The organism is Ruegeria sp. HKCCD6119 (assembly GCF_013110585.1).
In the GTDB taxonomy this organism is placed as follows: Bacteria; Pseudomonadota; Alphaproteobacteria; order Rhodobacterales; family Rhodobacteraceae; genus Ruegeria.
The window spans coordinates 29,651-52,564 of the sequence record NZ_WVQV01000016.1 but is presented as its reverse complement, the minus strand read 5'-3'; the positions used below and the strand labels follow the sequence as shown (position 1 = coordinate 52,564).

Sequence of the window (22,914 nt, the reverse complement as noted above, 5' to 3'; positions counted from 1 at the left end):
GATAATCCCGCTCAGCACCCTCTTGTCATCGACCCGTGGCTTGCCATGCGACCGCGGGAAGAAAGGGGAAAGTTTGGCCATTTGCTCGTCAGTCAGCCAGAAAAGGTCGCTCATATCACCGCTCCGTTTTTCGAACCGTGAATCATGCAGCGCTTTGAAAATCAATGCATCCTGACCCTAAGGAGTAAATCCTTTCGGCACACCGAATATCGGAGAGTCTACGCTGCGACCTGTCAACGAATGCAGAAAAGCAATCAGGTTTTCGATTTCCAATTCCGCAAGCTGGATCGGATCAATATCAATTTTCTTGCGTTGACGTGCCATTTCATATTGGTCCTGCCAAACCAGAAAATCCGTTTTTTGCAACCATGGCACCTTGGGTAAGGCAGCCATTTGAGGGGTCCATTTGTCCAGGCTGGCCTGCGGATCCAAATGATGGCGAATGACGCTTTCAAGATCGGGGAAGGCGCCATTGTGACCGTAAGGCGCGGTCAGGGCAACATTGCGTAGCATAGGGGTACGGAACCTGTAGGCATCCTCAAGGCGGTTGCTTTCACCCATGCGGCCGACATCCCGGACGAAGGGATCCCACTGCCGGGTGCGACCCGGCCCAAAGGGTGGCAAGCCCAGTGCATGGAACTTCTGATCTGACATGAGCGGTCCGCGGTGGCAGGCGGAGCAGCGGGCTTTTCCGTAGAACAGCCTCATCCCCTCGATTTGCGCAGGTGAAAGGGCATTCATGTCGCCCGCAAGATAGTGGTCAAACGGGCTGTCAGTGCTACGCCACTCGATCGCCATGAAAGCGGCCAGAGCGTTGGCGACTTGCGTGATCATGATGTCCTCGGTCGTCTCGACCTCATCAAAGGCGGCGACGATGGCCGGACCATAGCGCGGATCGGTGCGGACGCGTTTCGCCAGAATGGGCCAGCCGTTGTCGATACGATCATGCACCGCGCCTGTGACTTCATTTTCGGCCACATTGCCCGCCATCTCGAATTGTGAGGTCAGGGGGAACAGAGCCTGTGCCGCCAGCAGGGAGTTCAGGCCCTCGGGCAGCCACTCCTGCGCCGGGGAATTGAAGCCGTTGCCGTAGACGTCGGAAATGCTCAGCCTGCCGTCGTGAAAGACGGTGTGTATGTCCTTGGCCGCAAGATTCCACAGGCCCGGAGAGTTCCGAGGGATGCGCTTGCGTATTCTGTCGGCCCCGGTGCCGGGTGTGCGGTCCGGCCCCAACCCCTGCCCGCCTTCTCCTATGCCCAGCGACAACCCGTCCGAAGTGCCGAAATCCGGGTGGTGACAATGGGCGCAGGCGATGTTGCGGTTGCCTGACAGGATCGGGTCGTAAAACAGTTGATGACCGATGGCGGCCTGTTCCATATCAAAGGGGATAAAGTCATCATCGGTCAGCGGGCGCGGCAAATCCTGTGCCACAGCGGCCCCGACCCAAAAGAAGGCAACCATCCCATGCGCCAGCTTGTTTTTGCCCTTTGCGTATTTGCGTCTCCGGCTCTGGCTGAACTGGAACAAGCGCGCGATATGATGGAAGCCGGACAGTTTGCAGCTGCGCGCGAGGAACTTCTTCCAGCCGCGCGCTCGGGCAACGCCGAGGCTGAAGAGTTGATCGGCGTGATGTACGGGCTGGGTTTGGGAGTCGAGCAGGATTACGAACGGGCCTTTGAATGGTATCTGCGCGCCTCGATGAAGGGGCATCCGGGGGCGCAATCGGGCGTTGGCTGGTACTATGAATTGGGTCTGGGCATGCCCGCGCCCGATCTGGTGCGAGCGTATATGTGGTACACGCTCAGCGCCATTGGCGGCGACCCCGACGCGGCGATCAGCCTTGAGGAAGTGGTCAAGAAAATGTCGCCGGAGCAGATCGAAAAGGCGCATGTTCTGGTCAACGACTACAAAGGGTGGATGTACCCGTTTCGGTGAGGGCCAGGCCGCAAAGCCCGGCCCAACCGTTCACTTCAGATCCGCATCACGAGCGGCGTTGACGTCCGCCTCAGCCGCCGCGACCGCCTCGGTCAGTGCAGCAAAGATCTCGTCGCCACGCGCAACGTTGGACTGGAACCAATCATAGACTGGCGTTGCGGCCTCTTTGAACGCAGCCTTCTGATCGGGTGTCAGCACATAGAGGTCTCCGCCACCGGCGACGAAATCTTCATAGGCTTGGATCGACTTGCGCTTGGGGGAGGCGAAAGTGGCCTGTTGCAGGGCATAAAACCCGTCGACAACGACGCGGCGCAGATCCTCGGGCATCTCCTGGAACTTGGCGTTGTTCATCCACCACAATGCGCCCATATAGGCGTGGCCGTCCAGCGTTACGTATTGCAGGCCCGCATCCGGGAATTTCATGCCCATGATGTCGGTGATGCCGTTCTTGGATCCTTCAACGACACCGGTCTGGAAGCTGGTGAACAGTTCCGGCCACGGGATCGGGGTGGGCGACGCACCCAGCGCCTTGACCAGTTCCTGCGGCAGGTCGGCGACGACGGTGCGGATTTTCAGACCTTCCATATCCGCGGGCTCGGCAATGCGGCGCTGTGTGTTGGCGAAGTTGCGCCAGCCGCCGGTGTTGCCTATGGTCATCAGACGGATCGCGCCGCCAGAGTCCTCAAGCGCCATGTCGCGCATTGTGCGGGTGAAATCGCCCGACAGGACATGCTCGGCAACGCGGTCATCTGCCATCAGATAAGGCAGGTCCAGAACCTGCACGTAAGGAAAGATGCCTGAGGCACCGCCCGAGGTCGAGATGTAGATGTCGATGGTGCCGTCTGCCACGCCCTGCAAGCATTCGGCCCCGTTCGAGCAGAGCTGTGTGCCGATGAACAGTTCGACCTCGATCGCGCCGTTCGAGGCAGATTCGACATAGTTCTTGAAGACGATCAGACCGTCATAATCCTCATCGTTTTCGTTCGAATTTGCGGTTGCGCGCAGCGTATAATCGGCGGCTGTCGCAGCCATGGCGGACGCCGCCACCAGCGATGTGGCCACCGCTGCGGTTTTGATAAATTCTCTGAGCATGCGTTTCCTCCCTGTGGAACTCAGTTAGTTGGCAAATCCCGTTATCCTCGGGATCGTCATGGATAGTGCGGGTATGTAGGTGATCAGGAAAATCACGATGATTTCGACCGCCAGGAACGGCAGGATCGCCTTGGCGATGGTTTCAACCCGTTCGCGCGATACGGCGGCGGCCACGAACAGCACAAGGCCCATTGGCGGGGTGGCGAGGCCGACGGTCAGGTTGACGCTCATGATGATGGCGAAATGGATCGGGTCGACGCCGAGACTGGTGAAGATCGGTCCAAGGATTGGTCCAAGGATGATGATCGCGGGGCCTGCGTCCAGGAACATGCCGACGATGAACAGCAGCAGGTTGATCAGGAACAAAAGGATCAGCGGGTTTTCTGACAGGCTGAGGATCAGCGAGGCCAGTTGTTCCGGCGCATGGCTGAGGCTGACGACCGTCTTGAACGCCATCGCAGCACCAACCAGCAGCAGAACAACGGCTGAAGTCATGCCTGCATTGCTGAGCACCTCGGGGACCTCTTTCCATGTCAATGTCCGCAGGATGAAGAACCCGATGATGAAGGCATAGCCCACGGCGACTGCCGCAGCCTCGGTCGGTGTGAAGATACCACCCAGAATACCGCCCAGAATGATGACCGGTGTCATCAATGGGAAAAAGGCCTTCAAACTGGCCTGACGCCGCTCGGGCCATGTGTATTTGCGGCTGGCGACGGGGAAGTCATAGCGGTCGGCCATCAGTTTGATCATCAGCATCAGACCGACACCGACCATCACGCCCGGCACGATCCCCGCAAGGAACAACGCGGCCACGCTTTCGCCCATCACATAGGCGTAGATGATCATGATGCCCGAGGGCGGAATGATCGGCCCGATCACGGAACTTGCCGCCGTGATCGCGGCGGCGAATTTCCGGGTATAGCCCTGTTTCTCCATCGCCGGGATCAGCATCGACCCTAGCGCCGAGGTGTCCGCCACGGCGGATCCCGAGAGGCCCGCAAACAGGATCGAACTCAGCACGTTCACATGCGCCAGACCACCGCGCAGATGACCCATCAGAGCCTGCGAAAACTCGACAAGGCGGATGGTGATGCCGCCTCGGTTCATGAGCTCTCCGGCCAGCATGAAGAAGGGGATCGCCATCAGAGGGAAGCTGTCCATGCCGTTATAGACATTGCGATACAGCAACGTGATGTCGTTCGTCTGGCCGTTCAGCCACAGCAGGATACCGGGCGCCGCCAGCAAAGCGAAAAAGACCGGCAGGCCGATCAGCAGGAAAATCAGGAAGGTGGGCAGGAACCAGATCAGCACTTATTCGGCCCCCACTGCCGCATCAGGAATTTCAGGCAACAGGTGGCCGCCGCCCAGCAAGGTGATGAAGGATCGCAGGATCAGCTCGATATTCACCGAGATCAGCAGGATGATCCCCACCAGCAGCGATGCCATCATCCAACTGCGCGGAATGCGATACCATTCATCGAACCCGAAAGAGGTGGGCAAATACAGCGCGGCAGTGGCGAATTTTCCGCCAAAGCCGGTAACCTCGGACCAGCCGATATTGACCGCGACCAGCAGGACGGCGAACGAGAGCAAAAGCAGGAACAGATTCAGCGTTTGACCGATGATACGGGGAAGGAAGCGTTCCAGCATGTCTATGGCCACAAAGCCGCCACGCCGAAAGGCGGTGGGCGCCATTAGACCGGTCATCCACAACATGCAGAACCGCGCGGCCTCATCCGGCCACGGCAGCGCATTGCCCAGAACGTATCGGAAAAACACCTGGATCAAGATTGCGATCACCATGAGCGCAATCGCAACAACACCAAACGCCCGGCCCAGACGCAGCACGGTTTCGTTCACGAATGCAATCGGTGCAAGCACCGATGCCAGTCCGCCCATGCGGATCCTCCCTTGGTCAGCCGTGGGTGTCCCCCACGGTCATCAAATCGCGCTTAGACTTTCGCGAATTGGCCGAGTTTCCCGGCATAAAAGGTCAGCGCGTCTCCATCCGACATGCTGGCCTTGAGAACCTTTCCAACCACAATAACGTGATCGCCTGCATCGTGATACGCGTGCTGTTCGCATTCGAACCGCGCAAGGCAATCTGCCAACACCGGCGTCCCATTCTCACAGCGCTCGTGGCTGATGTCCCGCAGTGCAAATGCGTCTTTCGAGCAGCCGAAGCACAGCTCGGCCTGGTCCGACGACAGCACATGCACGCTGAAATGGCGGGCCTTGTGGAAATAGGGGAAGCGACGCGAGTTGCGGTCTCCGGCCCACATGATCAGCGGTGGGTCAAGCGACAGGGACGAAAAGCTGTTGGCGGTGATGCAGACCGGACCGTCCGCGCTGTCGCAGGTCACGATGGTGACACCGGTTGCAAAGCGGCCGAAGGCGTCGCGCAGAGTACGTGTGTCGTCCTTATGTGGAATGAAGGTGCGAGTCATGTCCTTTGAGATTGCGTTCATCATGGTACCTCATGTCCCAGTGCCGCCTCGTACAGGCGGAACCAGCTTTCGCGATCCAGTTTGACTTTCAATGCGTCCGAGGCGCGTTTGATCCGGTCCAGATTGTTGGTGCCCAGAACCGGCAGGATGTTGGCCGGGTGGGCCAGCAGGAACGCCACAGCGACGGCGGCGCGATCTACGCCGAACCCGGCTGCGATTTCATCGGCAACGACCCCAACCGGCGGGTTTCCGGCCATCAACAAGCCTCCACCCAGCGGCGACCATGCCATCAACGGATGGCCATGCTGTTGGTGAAAGGCCAAATCACCGTTGGTGAATGGGCTGATCTGACCCAGAGAAATTTCGATCTGGTTGGTGACCAACGGCGTATTCATCGCCGATTGCAGCAACGACCAATCCCACGGGCGGAAGTTGGACACACCCACCGCGCCGACCTTGCCGCTGGCGACAACCTCATCCAGGGCGGCTCCGGTTTCATGGTGGTCCATCATGGGATCCGGGCGGTGGATTAACAGCAGATCGATGTGGTCAATCGCCATTTCCGACAGCGACGTGTCGACCGATTTCAGAATGTGGGCGCGCGAGGTGTCGTAGTATTTTACCTTCGCATCCGCGTAACGGCCAACCGGCGCGACGATGTCGCATTTGGTGACGATCTCCATCTTCTGACGCAGGTTTGGATTGGCGCGCAGGGCGGCACCCAGCACGGCCTCGGCCTGGTAGCCGCCATAGATGTCGGCCTGATCGAAGGTGGTGATACCCTGATCCAGACAGGTCTGAATCTTGGCCTCGACATGGCCCGCGGACGTGTCACTGTCATCGCCCAACCGCCACATGCCATAGACAAGGCGGCTCATCTCCAGCGAGTCAGATAGTTTCACACGTTGCATCAGCGGCGTTCTCCGTTGCCCAGCGGTGTGGCCGGGGTCGTTTTGGGAACCCTTCCGTAAGCTTCGGGAAGAGAACAGGTTTTCAAATTCGGCAACACCCGAGCGCCGAAATGGCGGGCTTCGTCCAGATGCGGGTAGCCCGAGAAGATGAAGGCGCGGATGCCCATCTTCTGGTATTCCTCGACCTTCGACATAACCTGATCCGTCGATCCGACCAGAGCGGCACCGCAACCAGACCGTGCCCGGCCAACACCGGTCCAGAGACCGGGTTCGACATAGCCGTATTCATCCGCCAGATCGCGGTTTCTGGCCTGATGCGCCACCCCCAGCGAGGTCGAATCCAGCGCCCGTTCGCGGATAGCGCGACCATATTCGTCGTCCAGCTTCGAGACGATGTAATCCGCGTATTCCTGTGCTTCAGCCTCGGTATCGCGAACGATCATATGGACACGCAACCCGTAATCCAGCGTGCGGTCGTAGTTTTCAGCGACGGCGTGAACGGCCTTCATCCGTTCAGCCAGTTGATCCTTGGTTTCAGGCCACATCAGGTAGACGTCACAATGCTCGCCGCACAGGTCCAGGGCAGAGGGAGAATAGCCGCCGAAATAAAGCAGCGGCCCGCCGGTCTGATATGGCTTGGCCGGGTCGGTGGTCAGGCCCGAGAAGTTATAGACCTCGCCTGCATGATTGATCTCATCCTGCGTCCAGGCCTGTTTCAGAATCTCCACCACTTCGCGCGAGCGCTGATAGCGGAACGCGCTGTCGGCCTTCTCACCGGGAAAGTCGGATGAGATGATGTTGACCGTCAAACGCCCCTTCAGCATGTGGTCCAGCGTTGCGATGGTGCGGGCCAGCATGATCGGTTGCATCTCGCCACAGCGTACGGCGGCCAGCAGGTTGATCCGGTCGGTGATCGGAGCGCAGCCGGCGACAAAGCTCAGCGTGTCTTGACCGACCTGATAGGAGGACGGGCAGAGGATGTTGCGAAAACCCTGCGCTTCGGCCTCTTTCACAATGTTCGAGCAATGCTGCCAACTCGACCGCAGGTCACCGTCGGGAACGCCAAGGAACTGGTAATCATCGGAACACAGGGCAGCGAACCACGAAACTTCGGCCGCATCCAGATCGGGGGATGTGATGGGGACGATGCTCATTTGATTCACGCTCCGTACATCTTTGACTTTCCTCTTGCGTAGCAATCGCTTTGATGTAGATCAATAGTGTATCAATTTTTCCTGCGACCGAGTGAAGCGTCTGCCGTGCCTGCATCCAACCGAAACCCCAATGCCCTGCCGGTATATATTCAGATCGCGGAACTTCTGATCCGTGACATCGCGGCTGGTCGCCTTATTGACGGTGAACGATTGCCGCCCGAGCGCGAGATGGCCGCAGAGCTGAATGTCTCGGTTGGGACGCTGCGAAAATCGCTCTCAGAGCTAGAAAAAAAGGGGATGTTGGAGCGAATCCAAGGCTCGGGGAACTACATACGCGAGACCGGTACGCAAAGCAGCGTCTATGCAATGTTTAGGCTGGAACTGCCCGAAGGGGGTGGCCTGCCTCGTGCGGATATCCTGTCGGTTGACCATCTGAAAAAGCCGGTTGATCTGCCAAAATTCGGTGCTTCTGACGCCGGTTCGCGTGTCCGGAGGATGCGCTACCTGAATGATACAATCATCGCTGTCGAAGAAATCTGGCTGGACGAATCAGCGGGCCTGATCGACCAGAGCCTGCTGTCCGACTCGCTCTATCGCTATTATCAGCGCCAGTTGGGCTTTTGGATCGCAAGAGCCGAAGACAGGGTTTCGGTCCGGCCTCTACCGGACTGGACGCCTTCTGACTTCACCAAGCCAGCCGGCCAAGCAGTCGGTTACATCGAGCGGTTCAGCTGGTCGGAAAGCGCCGAACCCGTCGAATTCTCAAAAACCTGGTTCGACCCGGATCAGGCCAACTACGTTCAACGTCTGAAGTAGAAGGAAACGCATATGACCCGGACCATCAATTACGGGCTGATTGGATGCGGCATGATGGGGCAAGAGCACCTGCACAATATCGGATTGCTGGAAGGTACCAGTGTGGCTGCGATCTTTGAACCCGATCAGGAAATGGCAAATGCCGCCAAGGCAATTGCGCCGACCGCAACCATGGTAGGTTCCGTGCAAGAGCTTCTGGCGGTAGAGGAACTGGACTGCGTCGTAATTGTCAGCCCGAACCATCTTCATTTGGACCAGATCCGCGAAATCGCGGAAACACGTCCTCTGCCGCTTTTGGTAGAAAAACCATTGTTCACCGACCCGCAGGACGCGCCCCGGCTCGAGCAGTTGCAGCGCGACTACCCCTGCCCGATTTGGGTTGCGATGGAATACCGGTATATGCCCCCTATCGCTGCTTTGATCGACAAGGCCGAGGCGACAGGTGGGGTGAAAATGCTGTCGATCCGCGAGCATCGTTTTCCCTTCCTCGACAAGGTCGGCAACTGGAACCGGTTCAACCGAAATACTGGCGGTACTTTCGTCGAGAAATGCTGCCACTTCTTCGACTTGATGCGTCTGATATTGCGATCCGATCCGGTGCGCATCACGGCAAGTGGCGGGCAGGCGGTGAACCATCTGGACGAAAGTTACGACGGTCAAACCCCGGATATTCTGGATCACGGCTATGTTCTGGTCGACTTTGTCTCGGGCGCGCGCGCGATGTTGGAACTTTGCATGTTTGCCGAAGGCGCACGCTACCAAGAAGAAATATCGGCCGTCGGACCGGACGCCAAGATCGAGGCGTTTGTTCCCGGACCCGGACGATTCTGGCCCGACCATTTGGGTGCCCCGCCGCTGCCGCAGGTGATCCTGAGCCCGCGCAACCCCAAAGGTCCGGTATCAATGGACGTTCCGGTCGACCCCACCCTTTTGGCGGCAGGGGATCACAATGGGTCGACCTATTATCAGCACAAAGGGTTCCTGGCCGTGCTTCGTGGCGAAACAGCAAAACCGGATGTAAGTTTGAAGGACGGCCTCTGGGCTGTCAGGATGGGGCAAGCGGCACAACAGGCAATTGAAACCGGTGAAACGGTTTATCTGGCCTGACCCGCTCCCGCTGGTCCCTGCCCGGCCTGCTGGTCGGCTGGCCGGTCTGCCTTTCCCTGGCGCTCTTGAACAAGTGCTAGTAACCGACCGTGAACGCAGCACACTGGAAATTGGCTGATTGTGCCTCGTCTACCAGCGCAACGGCAAAGTCTTCCATCGATATCTCCGAATTGCCCAGTTCATCGACCAGCAGCGTGTCGGTGCCGGTTCTGAACGCGCCCAGGCGTGGGCCGGGCTGCAAAAGGGCTGGAGGGCTGGCATAAGTCCAATTTGCCGATGTTTCAGAGGCGCAGAGCTCCCATTGCGCCATCGATGCGCGGGCTGTTGGAACGATGTTGTCAGGCAAGAAATCCGGATCTGACAGAACCGTATGCGGACTGCCGTTTGGCAGATGCAGGCGCGCGGCGCCGCCAACGATGATCACCCGAAGACCCGTGCGTGAAGCAGCATTTAGGATCGAACGTGTCAGAGCCACGATCTCGCCTTCGCGCCCGGGCGCAGAGCGCAACGCGCTGATCGCAAGGTCCTGAGACTCCATGGCTGCGACGAGGGTTGCGGGATCTGTCGCATCCGCGATAACCGGTCTGACACCCTCGGGCAGCTTGGCAATCGCTGCCTCGTTTCGAATAGCTGCGGTTACGAGATGCCCGCGAGCAAGCGCTTCCGTTACGACGCGAGAACCGACATTGCCGGTGGCACCAAATACTATGAGTTTCATCGGAGTTCTCCTTTACAATGGGTGGCGGATGGAGCTTTTCAAAAGCTCAGATGGGCGGGTACGCGCCGCTCTTTGACCAACCCAGATTGCTGCAAAGACAAGCGCGGCGCCGGCGATTTGCATCTGTGTCAGCGCCTGACCCAGCAATGCCCAACCGATCAGAACGGCGGCGAGCGGGCTGAGAAAACCAAGCGCCGAGACGGCCCCTGGCTCTATCCGTGAGATACCGCGAAACCACAGGATATAGGTGAGCGCAGCCCCGATGAGCGCTAGGTAGAGGATGCCTGAGAGGTTCCGTGCATCCAGTGTTGGAAGCGGCGGCTCGATGAAGACGGCCAGAAGCACCAGCAACAGACCGCCGGCGGTCAGTTGCCAGGCGGTGAAGGTAAGCAGCGGCACCGGAGGTTGCCATTTCCGAGTCAAGACCGTGCCTGCCGCCATCGAGGCCGCCCCGCAAACTCCGGCAATCAAACCGATGGGATCAAGCCTTATACCTGACCCTAGGACAAGCAGCCCGACACCAAAGATGCCGATCAAGGCAGCCATCACGGCCGACGCTCTGATCGCTGTCCCAAGCAGCAGCGCGGCCAGGAACACGACGATCAGAGGCTGTATCGCACCGACTGTCGCCGCGACCCCTCCAGGCAGCCTATAGGCTGCGATAAACAGAAAGGCCCAGAAAAGCGTGAAGTTGAGCGCGCCGAGAACGAAAATGCGCAGCCACCAAATTCCTTTCGGCAAGCGCGGCGCCATTACCAGCAGCAGAAGGCCGGCAGGCAGAGCGCGCAGGGCGGCCATCGTCACCGGATACCCTGAAGGAAGGAATTCCGTCGTCACAAAGTAGGTGCTGCCCCAAACCAGCGGCGCAATGGCTGTTAGTGCAATGTCGAGATGTCTCATCGCGGATCTCCATTATCTTGAGGTCAAGATATATCCATTTATCTTGACGTCAAGAGATAACTTCGCAATATAGTTTCATGGACCACGTAGACCGCATCATTGCCCAATGGAACAAGGCCCGGCCCGACCTTGATGTCGGACCGATGGAAATCATCGGTCGGCTGTCACGATTGACTTCCAAGCTTCGGGGCGAAATGGAAAGAACCTGGAAGGCTCATGGGTTGAACGCCGCCAGCTTTGATGTCCTGGCGACCCTGCGCAGATCCGGAAAACCCGATGGCTTATCCCCTGGAGCATTGCTGGATCTGACCATGGTGACCTCGGGAACAATGACCAATCGCATCGATCAACTCGTCAAACACGGCCTCGTCGAGAGGGTGCCAAACCCTGAAGACAAACGCGGGTTTCTGATCCGTTTGACAGAAGCCGGATTTGCGACGATCGAGAAAGCCGTCGTCGATCATGTCGACACACAGCATCGCCTTTTGCGCGGACTAACCTCGGCAGAAGCCAAAGACTTGAACAGGCTTCTGAAAACGCTGGATGAAAGGGTGAACTCCGAAAGCGGGGCGAATTCAAGCGATTAATCGTCGTTCAAGATGCAACGCATGACCACGACCTTTTGGTTCTATGACGCATCGATATGGGCGGCCCAGACCGGTCATCGCTTCTGCGGCGCCCGCCAGACCGGACTTTGGCCGCAGGTGCAAAGTCCTGAACCTTTCGAAGGTGCATTTCGCGGTACGAAGCGGGCGTTCGCGATCACGCGTCAAACGTCTGCTTTGTAGTGCGCCAGGAACATCACGACGCAATCGTCCAAAACATCTTTGGGCGTCGGGTTTTTACCGAGGAAGAACTCTGGCCAGAAAAAGAAGTTCTTTACCAGCGCCAATAGCTGGTTGGTTGCAAAAACCGGATCAGCCTTTCGGATAACGCCCACATCCACGGCTTCGCTGAACAGCCTGGTTATTGGGTAATCAAGTGTCGCGGTTTCAGTGAAGAATTGCCGGGGCCGGTCAAGGTCACGGATCAATTCTGAGATGACCATCCGATTCAGTCCGATGGCCGTCTCTTCCGTAATCACCCCAATGCAGCGCCGCAAGGCTTCCTTCAATTGCTCGACGAAGTCACGATCCGGGTCAAAGGGCCGAAGGCGGTTCCGACCTATACCAACATGCTCATCGGCGGTCGGGGCATGCAGTCTCTGTTTTCCATCGGAGAAGTCTAAGCCGACAAGATCGTGCAGCCATCCCTGACCATCTACAGCAGTACGGCCTTCACCGCCCCTAGCTCAACGCAATTTGTCGGAAAGCTAACGAATAAGCACGAGGAACTGGCATTTGATCAGTTCTCGCACGTGGACTTCTACTACAAACCCGAGGCGGTAAAAGCATCGTCGGATGCGGTGGTTGAGTTCTTTGGCAGATAAACTGACAAGGCAGAGTCAGTCCGCGACCTCTGCCATTTTGGTTGGTCAATTACAGGATCGCTTGACCGTTCCCGTATGAGCTTTGCCGTCATCTTATGTGCGGGTTGCGGAACTCGGCCTTCGTTTCGGGGTGCTCGCCAAAGAGGTTACAGCCGATGAAGCGTCACGTATCGCCGTCCTCGACCCAGTGTCGTTTCTTGTCGTCGCCCGGGATCAGATCATAGGTTGTCTGAACGTCTTTCCCAATGTTTTTGGCGTGGAACGCGACAAGAAACGAAGGCGGCACGGTTGCACCATGCATGGTCTTCGCAGCAGCCGGGCCGATATCGTCACCACCCATTGTTTGAAACCCACCCCACTATGCAATAAGTTGTCCTTTGCTCACTTGCTGTCTGTGCAGAACATGGCACTTGGGGCCGACCAGGTTTATAGCGCCGCCCGCCGTACCACGCGCAGAACGCGCCGGATGGCAATTTGCAACACGCCTCAGAAGTATTTTCAACCTCCCAGACGCGATCACCAGGACCGGAGCAACAGGTCAAATGTCTCGGCTATCATCGGGTTGTCTTTGCGACGTTCCAATGCCGCGAAACTCAGACACGCAGGAACAGACACGGAATTGCAGACGGCAAGCCCGAAGGATTGCTTTTGATGCAGCGCGATGGACTCGCGGCAGAGGCTCAGGCCAATGCCAGACCTGACCATTTCAAGCATCGAAGCTTCTTGATCCACCAGCGCAACCACATTCGGGCGGCAGGCGTGACGTTCGAAAACTTTGGCCAGAAGGCGATGGTGAACAGAGGCTTCGGGCGTGCCGATCCAAGGAAGGGCTGCAAGCGAAGACCAGTCGGACTCTTCCACCTGCTTCTGCCAGCCAGCCGGTCCGATCACGCGATACGTGAATTCGGCCAACTTGATGGCATGCACCGGATGGTCTCCGTCCGACCCGATGCTGGATAGGTCATCGGGCCCACATAAGTAAAACCCGGCATCAACCCGACCCCGCTTGAGCCATGTCAAAATATCTCCGCTGACCCCGTGCTTCAGTTCGGTTTCAACATCAGGATGCTCTGCGCGCAAATTCGCCAACAGACGCCCCAACCGGATGAACTCCGGATCGACGATCGTACCGATCGTCAGTTTTCCACTCAAGCGCCCAACGCGCAGGCGGGCGCTGCGTTGGAAATCACTGACTGCATCGAGGACGTGTTGAGCCTTCGCTAATACCGCAGTGCCGTCATGAGTGATCTGCAACCCGGTAGCGGTTCGGTTGAACAAGGTAAGCCCCGTATCTTCGGAAAGACGCTTGATTTGATGGCTGATGGCCGGCTGTGTCAGGTTCAGCACCTCGGCTGCGCGTGAAACACTGCCTTCCCGGGCCACCGTCACGAAGGCCAGGATGGTGTTAATGCTCGAAAACCGGTCCATATAAAATTTACTAATATGGTATTGTGCAAATTGTCATTAGCTTTTTGCCTGCCGCTCCCGCAGAGATCGGTAAAACCAGCGTTCCGGGAGGGGGCGTGAACCACATCGTTGGCTTGTGGCGGAGAAAACGTGCCGCATAATCGTGCAGCCTGCAAGAGAACAGCATACCTTGTTCCCTCTGGCGCACAACTGGCAACGAAAAGACAGAACAGGTGGAAGACAAAGATGTCTGATGGCGCAAACAGGTACGACTATATTGTGATTGGCGGCGGTTCGGCCGGGTGCCTGATGGCCAACAGGCTGAGCACCGATCCAGGGAACCGGGTTTTGCTGCTTGAGGCGGGCAAGCCCGATACCTATCCTTGGATACACATTCCGGTTGGCTATCTCTATTGCATCGGCAACCCGCGCGCAGACTGGATGTACAAAACCGAACCCGCTAAGGGGCTGAACGGGCGCAGCCTGCTTTACCCGCGCGGGAAAGCGCTGGGCGGGTGTTCCTCAATCAACGGGATGATCTATATGCGGGGCCAGGCCCGTGACTATGACAACTGGGCCAAGCTCACCGGTGAAGAGGCATGGAACTGGGAAAACGCGCTGGCCGACTTCAAGGCTCATGAGAACCACTACCGGTTGGATGACGGCGCCGATCCGCGCACCGGCGACAACAGTCGGTTTTCCGATCTGCACGGGCATGGCGGCGAATGGCGGGTGGAAAAACAGCGACTGCGCTGGGATGTTCTGGACAGTTTTGCCGAAGCCGCGGTCGAATACGGCATCCCCAAGACCGATGATTTCAACACCGGCGACAATGCCGGGGTTGGCTATTTCGACGTCAACCAGCGTTCTGGCTGGCGTTGGAATACCTCCAAGGCATTTCTGCGTCCCGCCAAGTCGCGCCCGAACCTGACGATCTGGACCGAGGCGCAGGTTGAGAAACTGACTTTCGAAACAGGCGAGACCGGTCGGTTGCATTGTTCCGGGGCAGTTGTCTGCCACAAAGGACAGCCCGTTGCGGTCGAGGTCTCAAAGGAGGTGGTTTTGTCTGCGGGCGCCGTGAACTCGCCGCAAATCCTGCAACTGTCGGGGATCGGCCCGGCGGCGCTTCTGAAAAAGCACGGAATTGATGTCGTTATGGATGCGCCCTATGTGGGCGAGAACCTACAGGATCACCTGCAAATTCGCGCGGTCTACAAGGTCAAGGGCACCAAGACGCTGAACACCCTGGCCAATTCGCTGATAGGCAAGGCCAAGATCGGACTGGAATATGTGCTGAAGCGCTCTGGCCCGATGAGCATGTCGCCCAGCCAGTTGGGGGCTTTCACCCGGTCTGATCCGGCAAGACCACACGCCAACCTCGAATACCACGTCCAGCCGCTGAGCCTTGAGGCGTTTGGCGAAGACCTGCATGATTTCCCCGCCATCACCGTCAGCGTCTGCAATCTGAATCCGACCAGCCGCGGGCATGTCCGCATCGCGTCTTCGGATTTCCGTCAGCCGCCCCAGATTACCCCCAATTATCTCGACACAGACGAAGATCGCAGGGTTGCCGCTCAAAGTTTGCGGCAGGTACGCGAAATCATGTCTCAGCCCGCGATGGAAGCTTACGAGCCGGAAGAGTTCAAGCCGGGCATTCAGTATCAAACCGACGAGGAACTGGCCCGTTTGGCAGGCGACATCGCCAGCACGATCTTTCACCCGGTTGGTACGATCAAGATGGGCCGAGAGGATGATGAAACCGCCGTTCTCGATTCGCATTTGCGCATGAAGGGGGTGATTGGGCTGCGCGTCGTTGATGCCTCGATCATGCCAGAGATCACCAGTGGAAACACCAATTCGCCCACGATCATGATTGCAGAAAAGGCCGCAGGCTGGATGCTGGCCGGTCAATAAATCCTGTAGGCATCCGGGTGCAACAACTTCCCAGAGGAACCACGCGCAAGCCGTTCTCCGATCTTCCGGTGACCGGCGTGAGAGTCGCCAACTTTGGCCGGTATATCACCGGTCCTGCTGTCGCAATGTTGCTGGGCGATCCGGGCGCGGCATCAACGATGTTCCGATCGCTCCGCAGCGACGCGACATCCACTTCCCGATGTCTTTGTCCAATCAACCGGCATTTGGCGCGGCACGCATGACCCTGCCGGGCGCGAATAAAATTCAAGCCCGGGGGAATAAACCCGATCGCCTGCGTGTAAGTGTCATGTCTGCGATGATGCAGACGCCCGACACGGAGGAACACCCGAATGACCCGCACTTCTTTTGCGCTGACCGCATCCACCCTGATGGCATGCGCCCTTGCAACCGCCGCCGCAGCTGGCGACGCCCCGGTCCTGACCGGGAAACTGGGCGATCAGACTATTTTGATGGATGCCAACAAGATGACTCTTTATACGTTCGACAAAGACGAAACGGGCAAGTCCTACTGCTATGATCAATGCGCAGTGAACTGGCCGCCGCTGACCGCAGCCGCGGGAACCGAACTGCCCAAGAACTATTCGTTGATCCAGCGCGACGATGGAACAATGCAGGTCGCCTACAAGGGCCAACCGCTGTATCTGTGGATCAAGGACAAGCAACCCGGAGAAATGACCGGCGACGGCGTTAAGGGCGTGTGGCATACCGCGCGGCCCTGATTGCGGCGCCAGGGGGCGGTCCGACCGGGCCGCCTTTGGCTTAGACGATGACACGGACATTCGACCAGCAACTCGAAGACGCCTTGCCCGATCTGTGGCGATTTGCGTTTTCACTGACCCGGAATCGCGACCTGGCCGACGATCTGGTGCAGGATGCGGTCTTGCGCGCGATCCGAAAAAAGGGGCTCAGATGGCCGGGCCACCCGGTCAAGCCCTGGGCGATGAAAATCCTGCTTAATTGTTTTCGCAATGACCGGCGGCGCGCTGCGATCCGTCCCGAAACCGATCCTCGGGCGTTGGATCAACTGGTCTCGCCCGAGGCGACCGCCGAAGAGCGATTGGAACTGCGCTGGCTGTGGCGTCGGATCGACGCCTTGCCGGAGGATCAGAAACTTGTTCTGCTGGCGGTCACCATCGCGGGGTTGACCTATGCCGAGACCGCCCGATTGCTGGGCGTCCCGCAGGGCACCGTCATGTCTCGGTTGTCCCGGGCCCGGACACGGCTGCAAGCCCCGGAAGAACAGGCGGGCAAATCACGATTGCGGAGCATGACATGACGACCGAACCGAACATGGACACTCTGATTCAGGCCGCAGTCGACGGCCAGTTGACGCCATCTCAGCAGGACCGTCTGGACCGGCACCTTGCCGCACATCCCGCCGACCGTGCGCGGCTGGCGGCAATGATCCGGCAGGCGGGAATAATGCGCATCTCGGTGCCGCAGCCCGATCCCGCGCAACTGGACCGGCTGATGCACAGGGCGCGCGAAGGCACCAGTCACGGTGTGTTAGGGCGGCTGGCCGCAGCGGTGGCGATCTTTGCCTTGGGTCTGGGCAGTGGTCTGCTCCTGTCGCGGGATTCTGTCAAGCCCGAGAAATTGATGGCGCAGGCACCAATTCAGGCGGCAGCGGCACACGCCCTTTATTCACCCGAGGTTCTGCACCCGGTCGAGGTGTTCGCCGATGAGCGCGAGCATCTGCAAACCTGGCTCAGCAACCGGCTGGGCGCGTCGGTGATCGCGCCGGAACTGGGAGAGACCGGCTACCGGCTGATCGGAGGTCGGCTGCTGCCACTGGGCCAAGGCCCGGCGGCCTTCTTCCTGTACGAAAACGAATCCGGCGACCGCCTCAGCCTGTTTGCCAATCTGACCACGGACCCAGCTCGAACCTCGTTTCAATACCGGCGCGACGGGGATTTGGGCATCGTGTTCTGGCAGGATGGGCGGTGGGAATATTCCATGGTGGGCCGCTCCGGTCGCCAGGTCATCGAAACCATCGCGCGCAAGGCCCATGAAGAACTGATCTGACAGGGCTATTCTGCCGCGCGCACCGGTTCGCGGTCGGTCAGGGATTTCCACGCGTCATACTGTGACAGAAAGACCTTGCCGTTCAGGTCGTCGAGGAAGTGGGACTGTTTCAGCCTGTCCATGACCGGGCCTTTGACCTCGCTCAGATGCAGACCGACGCCCATGTCGCGCAGGCGGTCATTGATCGCCTCGAGGCTTTCCAGCGCCGAAAAGTCGACCTCGTTCACCGCCGAGAACATCAGAACCACGTTGCAGATCTCGCAGCCTTCGGTCACGCGCGACTGGATCAGATCCTCGAGGAAGCGGGCGTTCACAAAGTACAGGCTTTCATCCACCCTCAGCGTGACCAGCGTGGGGTCGGTCTCGACCTTGTGGCGCAGGATGTTGCGGAAGTGCTGGGTGCCCGGCACCAGCCCCAGCTCGGCCACATGCGGGCGCGAGGTCTTGTACAGATGCAGCAGGATCGAGATCGCCACACCGCTGGCCACGCCGGTCTCGACCCCGGCCAGCAGGGTCAGCAGGATGGTGGCGGCCACGGCGGCAAAATCGGCCCGCGAATAGCCCCAGGTCTTTTTCAGGATCGAGAAATCCACCAGGCTGAGCACCGCCACGATGATCGTAGCAGCCAGCGTTGCCTTGGGCAGGAAGTAGACTAGCGGGGTCAGGAACAGCGCGGCTATCGCCAACCCGATGGCGGTGAAGGCACCGGCCGCAGGGGTTTCGGCGCCCGCATCGAAATTGACCACCGATCGTGCAAATCCCCCCGTAACGGGGTATCCCCCGGAGAACGCGGCGCCCAGATTGGCCGCCCCAAGGCCGATCAGTTCCTGATCCGGGTCAATACGCTGGCATTTCTTGGCGGCCAGCGTCTGCCCAACCGAAATACTTTCGACGAAGCCGATGATCGAGATCAGTATGGCGGGCACCAGCAGCGCGCCGATCAGGTCCGAAGACAGTCCCGGCAGGGTCAGCGGCGGCAGGCTCTGAGGCACCTCGCCGACGATCTTGACACCCCGCGCGTCCAGCCCGAAGGCCCAGACCGCAACGGTGGTTGCCACAACGGCCGCCACTGGCCCGGCCTTGGTCAGCACATCCGCCAGCAGCGGTGGCACCCCAATGCGTCGCAGCGCGGGTTTGAGGTTCTTGCGCACCCAGAACAGGAAGGCCGTTGCCAGCACGCCGATCACCAGGGCGATCCCGTTGGTCTGGCCGAGATTCTCAACGATCGATCCCAGCATCTCGGGCAGAGTATGCCCATGCGCGCTGACCCCCAGGATGTGCTTGAGCTGGCTGGTGGCGATCAGGATGCCCGATGCGGTGATGAAGCCCGCAATTACCGGATGCGACAGGAAGTTGGCCAGAAAGCCCAGCCGGAACACGCCCAGCAACACCAGGAACCCGCCTGACAGAAAGGCCAGTGTCAGCGCCGCCACCGCATATCCGGCGGTGCCCTGCTCGGCCACCTGCCCCACGGCGCTTGCCGTCAGCAGCGACACCACCGCCACCGGCCCCACCGCCAGCGCCCGACTGGTTCCAAAAACCGCATAGAGGATGATCGGCACGATAGAGGCATAGATCCCCGCCTCGGGCGGCAGCCCCGCCAGCAGCGCATAGGCCAGCGATTGCGGGATCAGCATGATCGTGACGATCACTGCGGCGATCAGGTCGTTCGACAGCGCCGCCCGATCATACCGGCGGCCCCAGTCGAGAATGGGAAGGTAACGATAAAGGCTCTGCATGGGGTTTCGTCCTGAAAAGGCGGCGGTCAGCACGAGATGGCTCTGACCGCCAGATCAAGGCCTGACTTGCGCGAAGACAGGACAGAACTTGCGTCGGTTTCGGGGGTGGGCGGCTTATTCAGCCGCGACTTTCAACGGTTCGGGCTTGGCCATCCATTCCTTGCCCTTCAGCATTGCCGACCAATAGACCGGTGGCAGCAGCTTTTCCTTGAGGAACCAGGCCGCGCGGCTGGGTCTGGTGCCGTCGATCAGGAATTTTGGGAAACTGGGTTTCAGAACACCGCCATACCCGAACTCGGCCAGCACGATCTTGCCGCGCTCCACCGTCAGCGGGCACGAGCCATAGCCGTCATAGGCCGCCACCGGCGAGCGCCCTTCGATATCGGCCAGGATGTTGTCGGCCAAGGTCGGCGCCTGCTTGCGCGCGGCGGCCGCGGTTTTGGCGTTTGGGGCGTTCATCACGTCGCCCAGAGACCAGATGTTGTCAAAGCTCTTGTGCCGCAGCGTCGCCTGATCGACATCGACCCAACCCGCCGCATCGGCCAGCGGCGAGACCCGGATGAAGTCCGGCGCCACCTGCGGCGGGCAGACATGCATCATGTCGAACTCGACCGTCACCTGCTCGGGCTGCTCATCGGGTTTGGCCACCGTGAACGTGGCCGTTTTCGCGGGGCCGTCCACTGAAACCAGATTGTGAAAGAAATTCAGCGTGGCGTCGTATTTCCTGACGTACTCTATCAGCGCCGGGACATAGTCCTTTACCCCGAACAGCACCCCGCCCGCGTTCATGAACTGGATGTCGATATCCTTCAGAACCCCGCGCCGGACCCACGCATCGCCCGACAGATACATCGCCTTCTGCGGCGCGCCGGCACATTTGATCGGCATCGGCGGTTGGGTGAACAGCGCGCGGCCCGCCTTCAGCCCTTCGACCAACTGCCAGGTATAAGGCGCCAGGTCATAGCGATAGTTCGAGGTCACCCCGTTACGGCCCAGCGTTTCCTCCAGCCCCTCAACCGCGCCCCAGTCCAGCTTGAGCCCCGGAGACACCACCAGACGGTCGTATTTGACGACCCGGCAACCATCCAGAATCACGGCGTTGTTCTGCGGCTCGAACGCGGCCACAGCGGCCTTGATCCATTTGACTCCCCTCGGGATCAGCGAACCCATCGTCTTGGCCGTCTGTTCGGGCGTGAATACGCCGCCGCCCACCAGGGTCCAACCGGGTTGATAATAATGCACGTCGGACGGGTCGATGATGGCGATCGACAAGCCGGATTTGCGCGCATGCAGGCTGGCGGCGGTGGCGATGCCCCCGGCGCCGCCGCCTACGATCACCACGTCAAAGGACGCGTCCCCCGTGTCGGTCGGGGTCTTGCCGCCATTGGCGATTCGGCGGGCGACGCCGCTCATGTCGTAACCGGCGACCTTGGTGGCCGTCAGAATCTCGGAGACGGACCGCTTGTGCGCTGCCTCGTGCAGCGACCACAACGTGGCCGAGCGCGTGCCCGTCCGGCAATAGGCCAGAACCGGGCCCGGCAACTCGGTCAGGGTACGGCCAAATGCCTGCGCGTCATCATCCTTGACCATCCCGCTCTGTACCGGGACATAGCGCGCCTCAAGGCCATGTTTCCGGGCCGCAGCCTCGATCTCGTCAAAGCTGGGCTGATCGGCACCTTCGCCATCGGGCCGGTTGCAGATGATCGCCCGAAACCCCGCCGCCTTGACGGTTTCCATGTCGCCCGGCGTGATCTGCGGCGAGACCGACAGTGCGTCTGATATTTTCCTGATATCCATGGTGCCTCTGCAGATCAGAGTTTGTTGACGGGAACTTTGAGCATCTGATTCCCATCCTGATCGGTCGGGACGTCGCCCGCGCGGATGTTGACCTGAATCGACGGGATGATCAGTGTCGGCATGGCCAGCGTCGCGTCACGCTCGGTGCGCATCTTGATGAACTCGTCCCGACTCTTGCCGCCGCCCACATGGATGTTGTGCGCCTTCTCCTCGGCCACGGTGGTTTCCCAGCGGATGTCCCGCCCGTTGGGGCCATAGTCGTGACACATGAACAGGCGCGTCTCGTCCGGCAGGCTCAGCACCTTCTGGATCGAGTCATACAGCGTGCCGGCATCCCCGCCCGGGAAATCGGCCCGGGCCGAGCCGCCATCGGGCATGAACAGCGTGTCACCCACAAAAGCCACATCGCCCATGACATGCACCATGCAGGCCGGCGTGTGGCCCGGCGTGTGCATGGTAAAGGCGATCATGTTGCCGATCTTGTAGGTCATGCCATCGGTGAACAGCGCATCGAACTGGCTGCCGTCGCGCTGGAACTCGGTGCCTTCGTTGAAGATCTTGCCGAACACCTCCTGCACGATCTTGATGTTCTCGCCGATGCCGATCATGCCGCCCAGCTTCTGCTGGATGTAGGGCGCCGCCGACAAATGATCCGCATGCGCATGCGTTTCGATGATCCATTCCAGCTTCAGACCCTGCTTTTCGATCTCGACGATCAGCAGGTCGGCATGGTCGAACGTGATCCTGCCGGCCGCATAGTCGATGTCCATCACGCTGTCGATGATCGCGCAGGCGTTCGACGTCGGGTCCTTGACGATATAGCTGATCGTCGCCGTCGCCTCGTCATAGAACCCCTGAACCTCGGGCTTGACGCTTTGGTCAACAGGATAGGCGCCAATCGGCGTCGCGATCGCGTCTGTCATCCTTTGGTTGTGCGTGTCAATGGACTTCTGATCGTTCATATTCGTGCCTCCTCTTGGGCGCGAGTCGAGCCTTTGTCAGCCGCGCGTCAACATCATTTCGTGAACGGCCGCCATGACCCGGGTATCCGGTGACCGGGTGACGGTACGGATGCCGTCCGGCAGGTTTTCGACATTTCCCGTGATGGGATCGAAGTTGCGGAACATCGCTGCCAGTTTGGCTATTTCCTCGGGCGTCGCATTTCGGCCGCGCAATCCCGGCGTGTTCACGTCGTCATGGCCTTGCCCTTCCGCTGTGTGGCGATGCCGCATCGGGCTGCCGGCCCTTCCAGCCTTGCGGCCGGGTGCATCGTGCCGCAGAAAACAGGTGCCGAGCGCACCGACCGCCGCAGCGGCAAGCGCCGCAAGGGCAATGCCGCCGAGCTTCGGGATGTTTTTGCGGTCATCCATTTCCGTCTCCTGGGTTTTGGTCCGCCGGCAACCGAAATTCTGTTCAGGGCCTCGATACCTTGGGCGCGAATCTAAAGTTGAAATGCAAATATATCTTTCAAAGCACCAGTTCAGTGACAAAGTCACGAA

24 protein-coding genes and 1 pseudogene are annotated in these 22,914 nt (G+C 59.4%); 8 read left to right on the top strand and 17 right to left on the bottom strand.

All coding sequences use genetic code 11. The annotated features are described in order from the left end of the window. Together GS611_RS20165 and GS611_RS20160 are read right to left on the bottom strand one after the other, a co-directional pair. Nucleotides 1-114 (bottom strand): annotated as a pseudogene (locus GS611_RS20165) (IS5/IS1182 family transposase); the annotation flags it as partial. Nucleotides 115-177: 63 nt separating this feature from the next. After that, entirely contained in the window at nucleotides 178-1,461 is a 1,284-nt protein-coding gene (locus GS611_RS20160) for a cytochrome-c peroxidase (RefSeq protein ID WP_171638398.1), read from the bottom strand. A 3-nt stretch (nucleotides 1,462-1,464) separates the two neighbouring features. Between GS611_RS20160 and GS611_RS20155 the strand changes: the two genes are divergently transcribed. Further along, nucleotides 1,465-1,935: a tetratricopeptide repeat protein gene (locus tag GS611_RS20155; protein ID WP_171230701.1), complete on the top strand. Its 471-nt coding sequence runs from the start codon at nucleotides 1,465-1,467 to the stop codon at nucleotides 1,933-1,935. Between the two features lie 30 nt (nucleotides 1,936-1,965). Here GS611_RS20155 and dctP read toward each other — a convergent pair whose 3' ends face one another. From dctP to GS611_RS20125, 6 genes are read right to left on the bottom strand one after another with little or no spacing between them, the layout of a single operon-like run. Then, on the bottom strand, nucleotides 1,966-3,027 hold the full coding sequence (gene dctP / locus GS611_RS20150) for a TRAP transporter substrate-binding protein DctP (RefSeq protein ID WP_171638396.1): 1,062 nt from the start codon (nucleotides 3,025-3,027) through the stop codon (nucleotides 1,966-1,968). A 24-nt stretch (nucleotides 3,028-3,051) separates the two neighbouring features. Then, nucleotides 3,052-4,341 carry a TRAP transporter large permease gene (locus GS611_RS20145; protein WP_152460165.1) on the bottom strand — a complete coding sequence of 430 codons (1,290 nt, stop codon included), beginning with the start codon at nucleotides 4,339-4,341 and terminating at the stop codon, nucleotides 3,052-3,054. After that, nucleotides 4,342-4,929 carry a TRAP transporter small permease gene (locus tag GS611_RS20140; protein WP_171638394.1) on the bottom strand — a complete coding sequence of 196 codons (588 nt, stop codon included), beginning with the start codon at nucleotides 4,927-4,929 and terminating at the stop codon, nucleotides 4,342-4,344. It lies immediately after the preceding gene. Between the two features lie 53 nt (nucleotides 4,930-4,982). Further along, entirely contained in the window at nucleotides 4,983-5,501 is a 519-nt protein-coding gene (locus GS611_RS20135) for a flavin reductase family protein (RefSeq protein WP_171638392.1), read from the bottom strand. Next, the gene (locus GS611_RS20130; RefSeq protein ID WP_171638390.1) at nucleotides 5,498-6,388 is read right to left on the bottom strand and encodes an aldo/keto reductase family oxidoreductase; all 891 of its coding nucleotides are present in this window, start codon (nucleotides 6,386-6,388) and stop codon (nucleotides 5,498-5,500) included. Before GS611_RS20130 ends, GS611_RS20135 begins: the two co-directional genes overlap by 4 nt. Next, nucleotides 6,388-7,542 carry an LLM class flavin-dependent oxidoreductase gene (locus GS611_RS20125; RefSeq protein ID WP_171638388.1) on the bottom strand — a complete coding sequence of 385 codons (1,155 nt, stop codon included), beginning with the start codon at nucleotides 7,540-7,542 and terminating at the stop codon, nucleotides 6,388-6,390. The genes GS611_RS20130 and GS611_RS20125 overlap by 1 nt, the downstream gene beginning before the upstream one ends. Nucleotides 7,543-7,647: 105 nt before the next feature. Between GS611_RS20125 and GS611_RS20120 the strand changes: the two genes are divergently transcribed. Further along, nucleotides 7,648-8,358, top strand: a complete 711-nt coding sequence (locus tag GS611_RS20120; protein WP_171638386.1) for a UTRA domain-containing protein — start codon at nucleotides 7,648-7,650, stop codon at nucleotides 8,356-8,358. Nucleotides 8,359-8,370: 12 nt separating this feature from the next. Further along, nucleotides 8,371-9,465, top strand: a complete 1,095-nt coding sequence (locus GS611_RS20115; RefSeq protein ID WP_171638384.1) for a Gfo/Idh/MocA family protein — start codon at nucleotides 8,371-8,373, stop codon at nucleotides 9,463-9,465. A 76-nt stretch (nucleotides 9,466-9,541) separates the two neighbouring features. Here GS611_RS20115 and GS611_RS20110 read toward each other — a convergent pair whose 3' ends face one another. Then, nucleotides 9,542-10,183: an NAD(P)-dependent oxidoreductase gene (locus GS611_RS20110; RefSeq protein WP_171638382.1), complete on the bottom strand. Its 642-nt coding sequence runs from the start codon at nucleotides 10,181-10,183 to the stop codon at nucleotides 9,542-9,544. A gap of 12 nt (nucleotides 10,184-10,195) precedes the next feature. Continuing rightward, the gene (locus tag GS611_RS20105) at nucleotides 10,196-11,083 is read right to left on the bottom strand and encodes an EamA family transporter (protein WP_171638380.1); all 888 of its coding nucleotides are present in this window, start codon (nucleotides 11,081-11,083) and stop codon (nucleotides 10,196-10,198) included. 77 nt (nucleotides 11,084-11,160) lie between these two features. On the opposite strand from GS611_RS20105, the gene GS611_RS20100 reads away from it, so the two are divergent. Next, nucleotides 11,161-11,670, top strand: coding sequence for a MarR family winged helix-turn-helix transcriptional regulator (locus GS611_RS20100; protein ID WP_171638378.1), 510 nt, complete (start codon nucleotides 11,161-11,163; stop codon nucleotides 11,668-11,670). Between the two features lie 182 nt (nucleotides 11,671-11,852). Here GS611_RS20100 and GS611_RS20095 read toward each other — a convergent pair whose 3' ends face one another. The 3 genes from GS611_RS20095 to GS611_RS20085 form a co-directional block, all read right to left on the bottom strand. Further along, on the bottom strand, nucleotides 11,853-12,197 hold the full coding sequence (locus GS611_RS20095; protein WP_256420312.1) for a TetR/AcrR family transcriptional regulator C-terminal domain-containing protein: 345 nt from the start codon (nucleotides 12,195-12,197) through the stop codon (nucleotides 11,853-11,855). A 478-nt stretch (nucleotides 12,198-12,675) separates the two neighbouring features. Then, nucleotides 12,676-12,852 (bottom strand): hypothetical protein, encoded by a 177-nt coding sequence (locus GS611_RS20090; RefSeq protein WP_171638374.1) that lies wholly within the window; start codon nucleotides 12,850-12,852, stop codon nucleotides 12,676-12,678. A gap of 176 nt (nucleotides 12,853-13,028) precedes the next feature. Next, entirely contained in the window at nucleotides 13,029-13,940 is a 912-nt protein-coding gene (locus GS611_RS20085) for a LysR family transcriptional regulator (protein WP_171638372.1), read from the bottom strand. Nucleotides 13,941-14,165: 225 nt separating this feature from the next. Here GS611_RS20085 and GS611_RS20080 point away from each other — a divergent pair, with 225 nt between their 5' ends. The 4 genes from GS611_RS20080 (at nucleotide 14,166) to GS611_RS20065 (ending at nucleotide 17,879) form a co-directional block, all read left to right on the top strand. After that, on the top strand, nucleotides 14,166-15,833 hold the full coding sequence (locus GS611_RS20080) for a GMC family oxidoreductase (protein WP_171638370.1): 1,668 nt from the start codon (nucleotides 14,166-14,168) through the stop codon (nucleotides 15,831-15,833). Nucleotides 15,834-16,183: 350 nt separating this feature from the next. Next, nucleotides 16,184-16,573, top strand: coding sequence for a hypothetical protein (locus tag GS611_RS20075; RefSeq protein WP_171638368.1), 390 nt, complete (start codon nucleotides 16,184-16,186; stop codon nucleotides 16,571-16,573). A gap of 47 nt (nucleotides 16,574-16,620) precedes the next feature. Beyond that, nucleotides 16,621-17,130, top strand: a complete 510-nt coding sequence (locus GS611_RS20070) for an RNA polymerase sigma factor (RefSeq protein ID WP_171638366.1) — start codon at nucleotides 16,621-16,623, stop codon at nucleotides 17,128-17,130. Continuing rightward, entirely contained in the window at nucleotides 17,127-17,879 is a 753-nt protein-coding gene (locus GS611_RS20065) for an anti-sigma factor (protein WP_171638364.1), read from the top strand. The genes GS611_RS20070 and GS611_RS20065 overlap by 4 nt, the downstream gene beginning before the upstream one ends. Nucleotides 17,880-17,884: 5 nt before the next feature. Here GS611_RS20065 and GS611_RS20060 read toward each other — a convergent pair whose 3' ends face one another. The 4 genes from GS611_RS20060 to GS611_RS20045 form a co-directional block, all read right to left on the bottom strand. Beyond that, nucleotides 17,885-19,618, bottom strand: a complete 1,734-nt coding sequence (locus GS611_RS20060; protein WP_171638362.1) for a SulP family inorganic anion transporter — start codon at nucleotides 19,616-19,618, stop codon at nucleotides 17,885-17,887. Nucleotides 19,619-19,732: 114 nt separating this feature from the next. After that, nucleotides 19,733-21,415 (bottom strand): bifunctional protein tyrosine phosphatase family protein/NAD(P)/FAD-dependent oxidoreductase, encoded by a 1,683-nt coding sequence (locus tag GS611_RS20055; protein WP_171638360.1) that lies wholly within the window; start codon nucleotides 21,413-21,415, stop codon nucleotides 19,733-19,735. A gap of 14 nt (nucleotides 21,416-21,429) precedes the next feature. Further along, on the bottom strand, nucleotides 21,430-22,314 hold the full coding sequence (locus GS611_RS20050) for an MBL fold metallo-hydrolase (RefSeq protein ID WP_171638406.1): 885 nt from the start codon (nucleotides 22,312-22,314) through the stop codon (nucleotides 21,430-21,432). A gap of 99 nt (nucleotides 22,315-22,413) precedes the next feature. Further along, nucleotides 22,414-22,785: a hypothetical protein gene (locus GS611_RS20045; protein WP_171638358.1), complete on the bottom strand. Its 372-nt coding sequence runs from the start codon at nucleotides 22,783-22,785 to the stop codon at nucleotides 22,414-22,416. Nucleotides 22,786-22,914 lie beyond the last annotated feature (129 nt).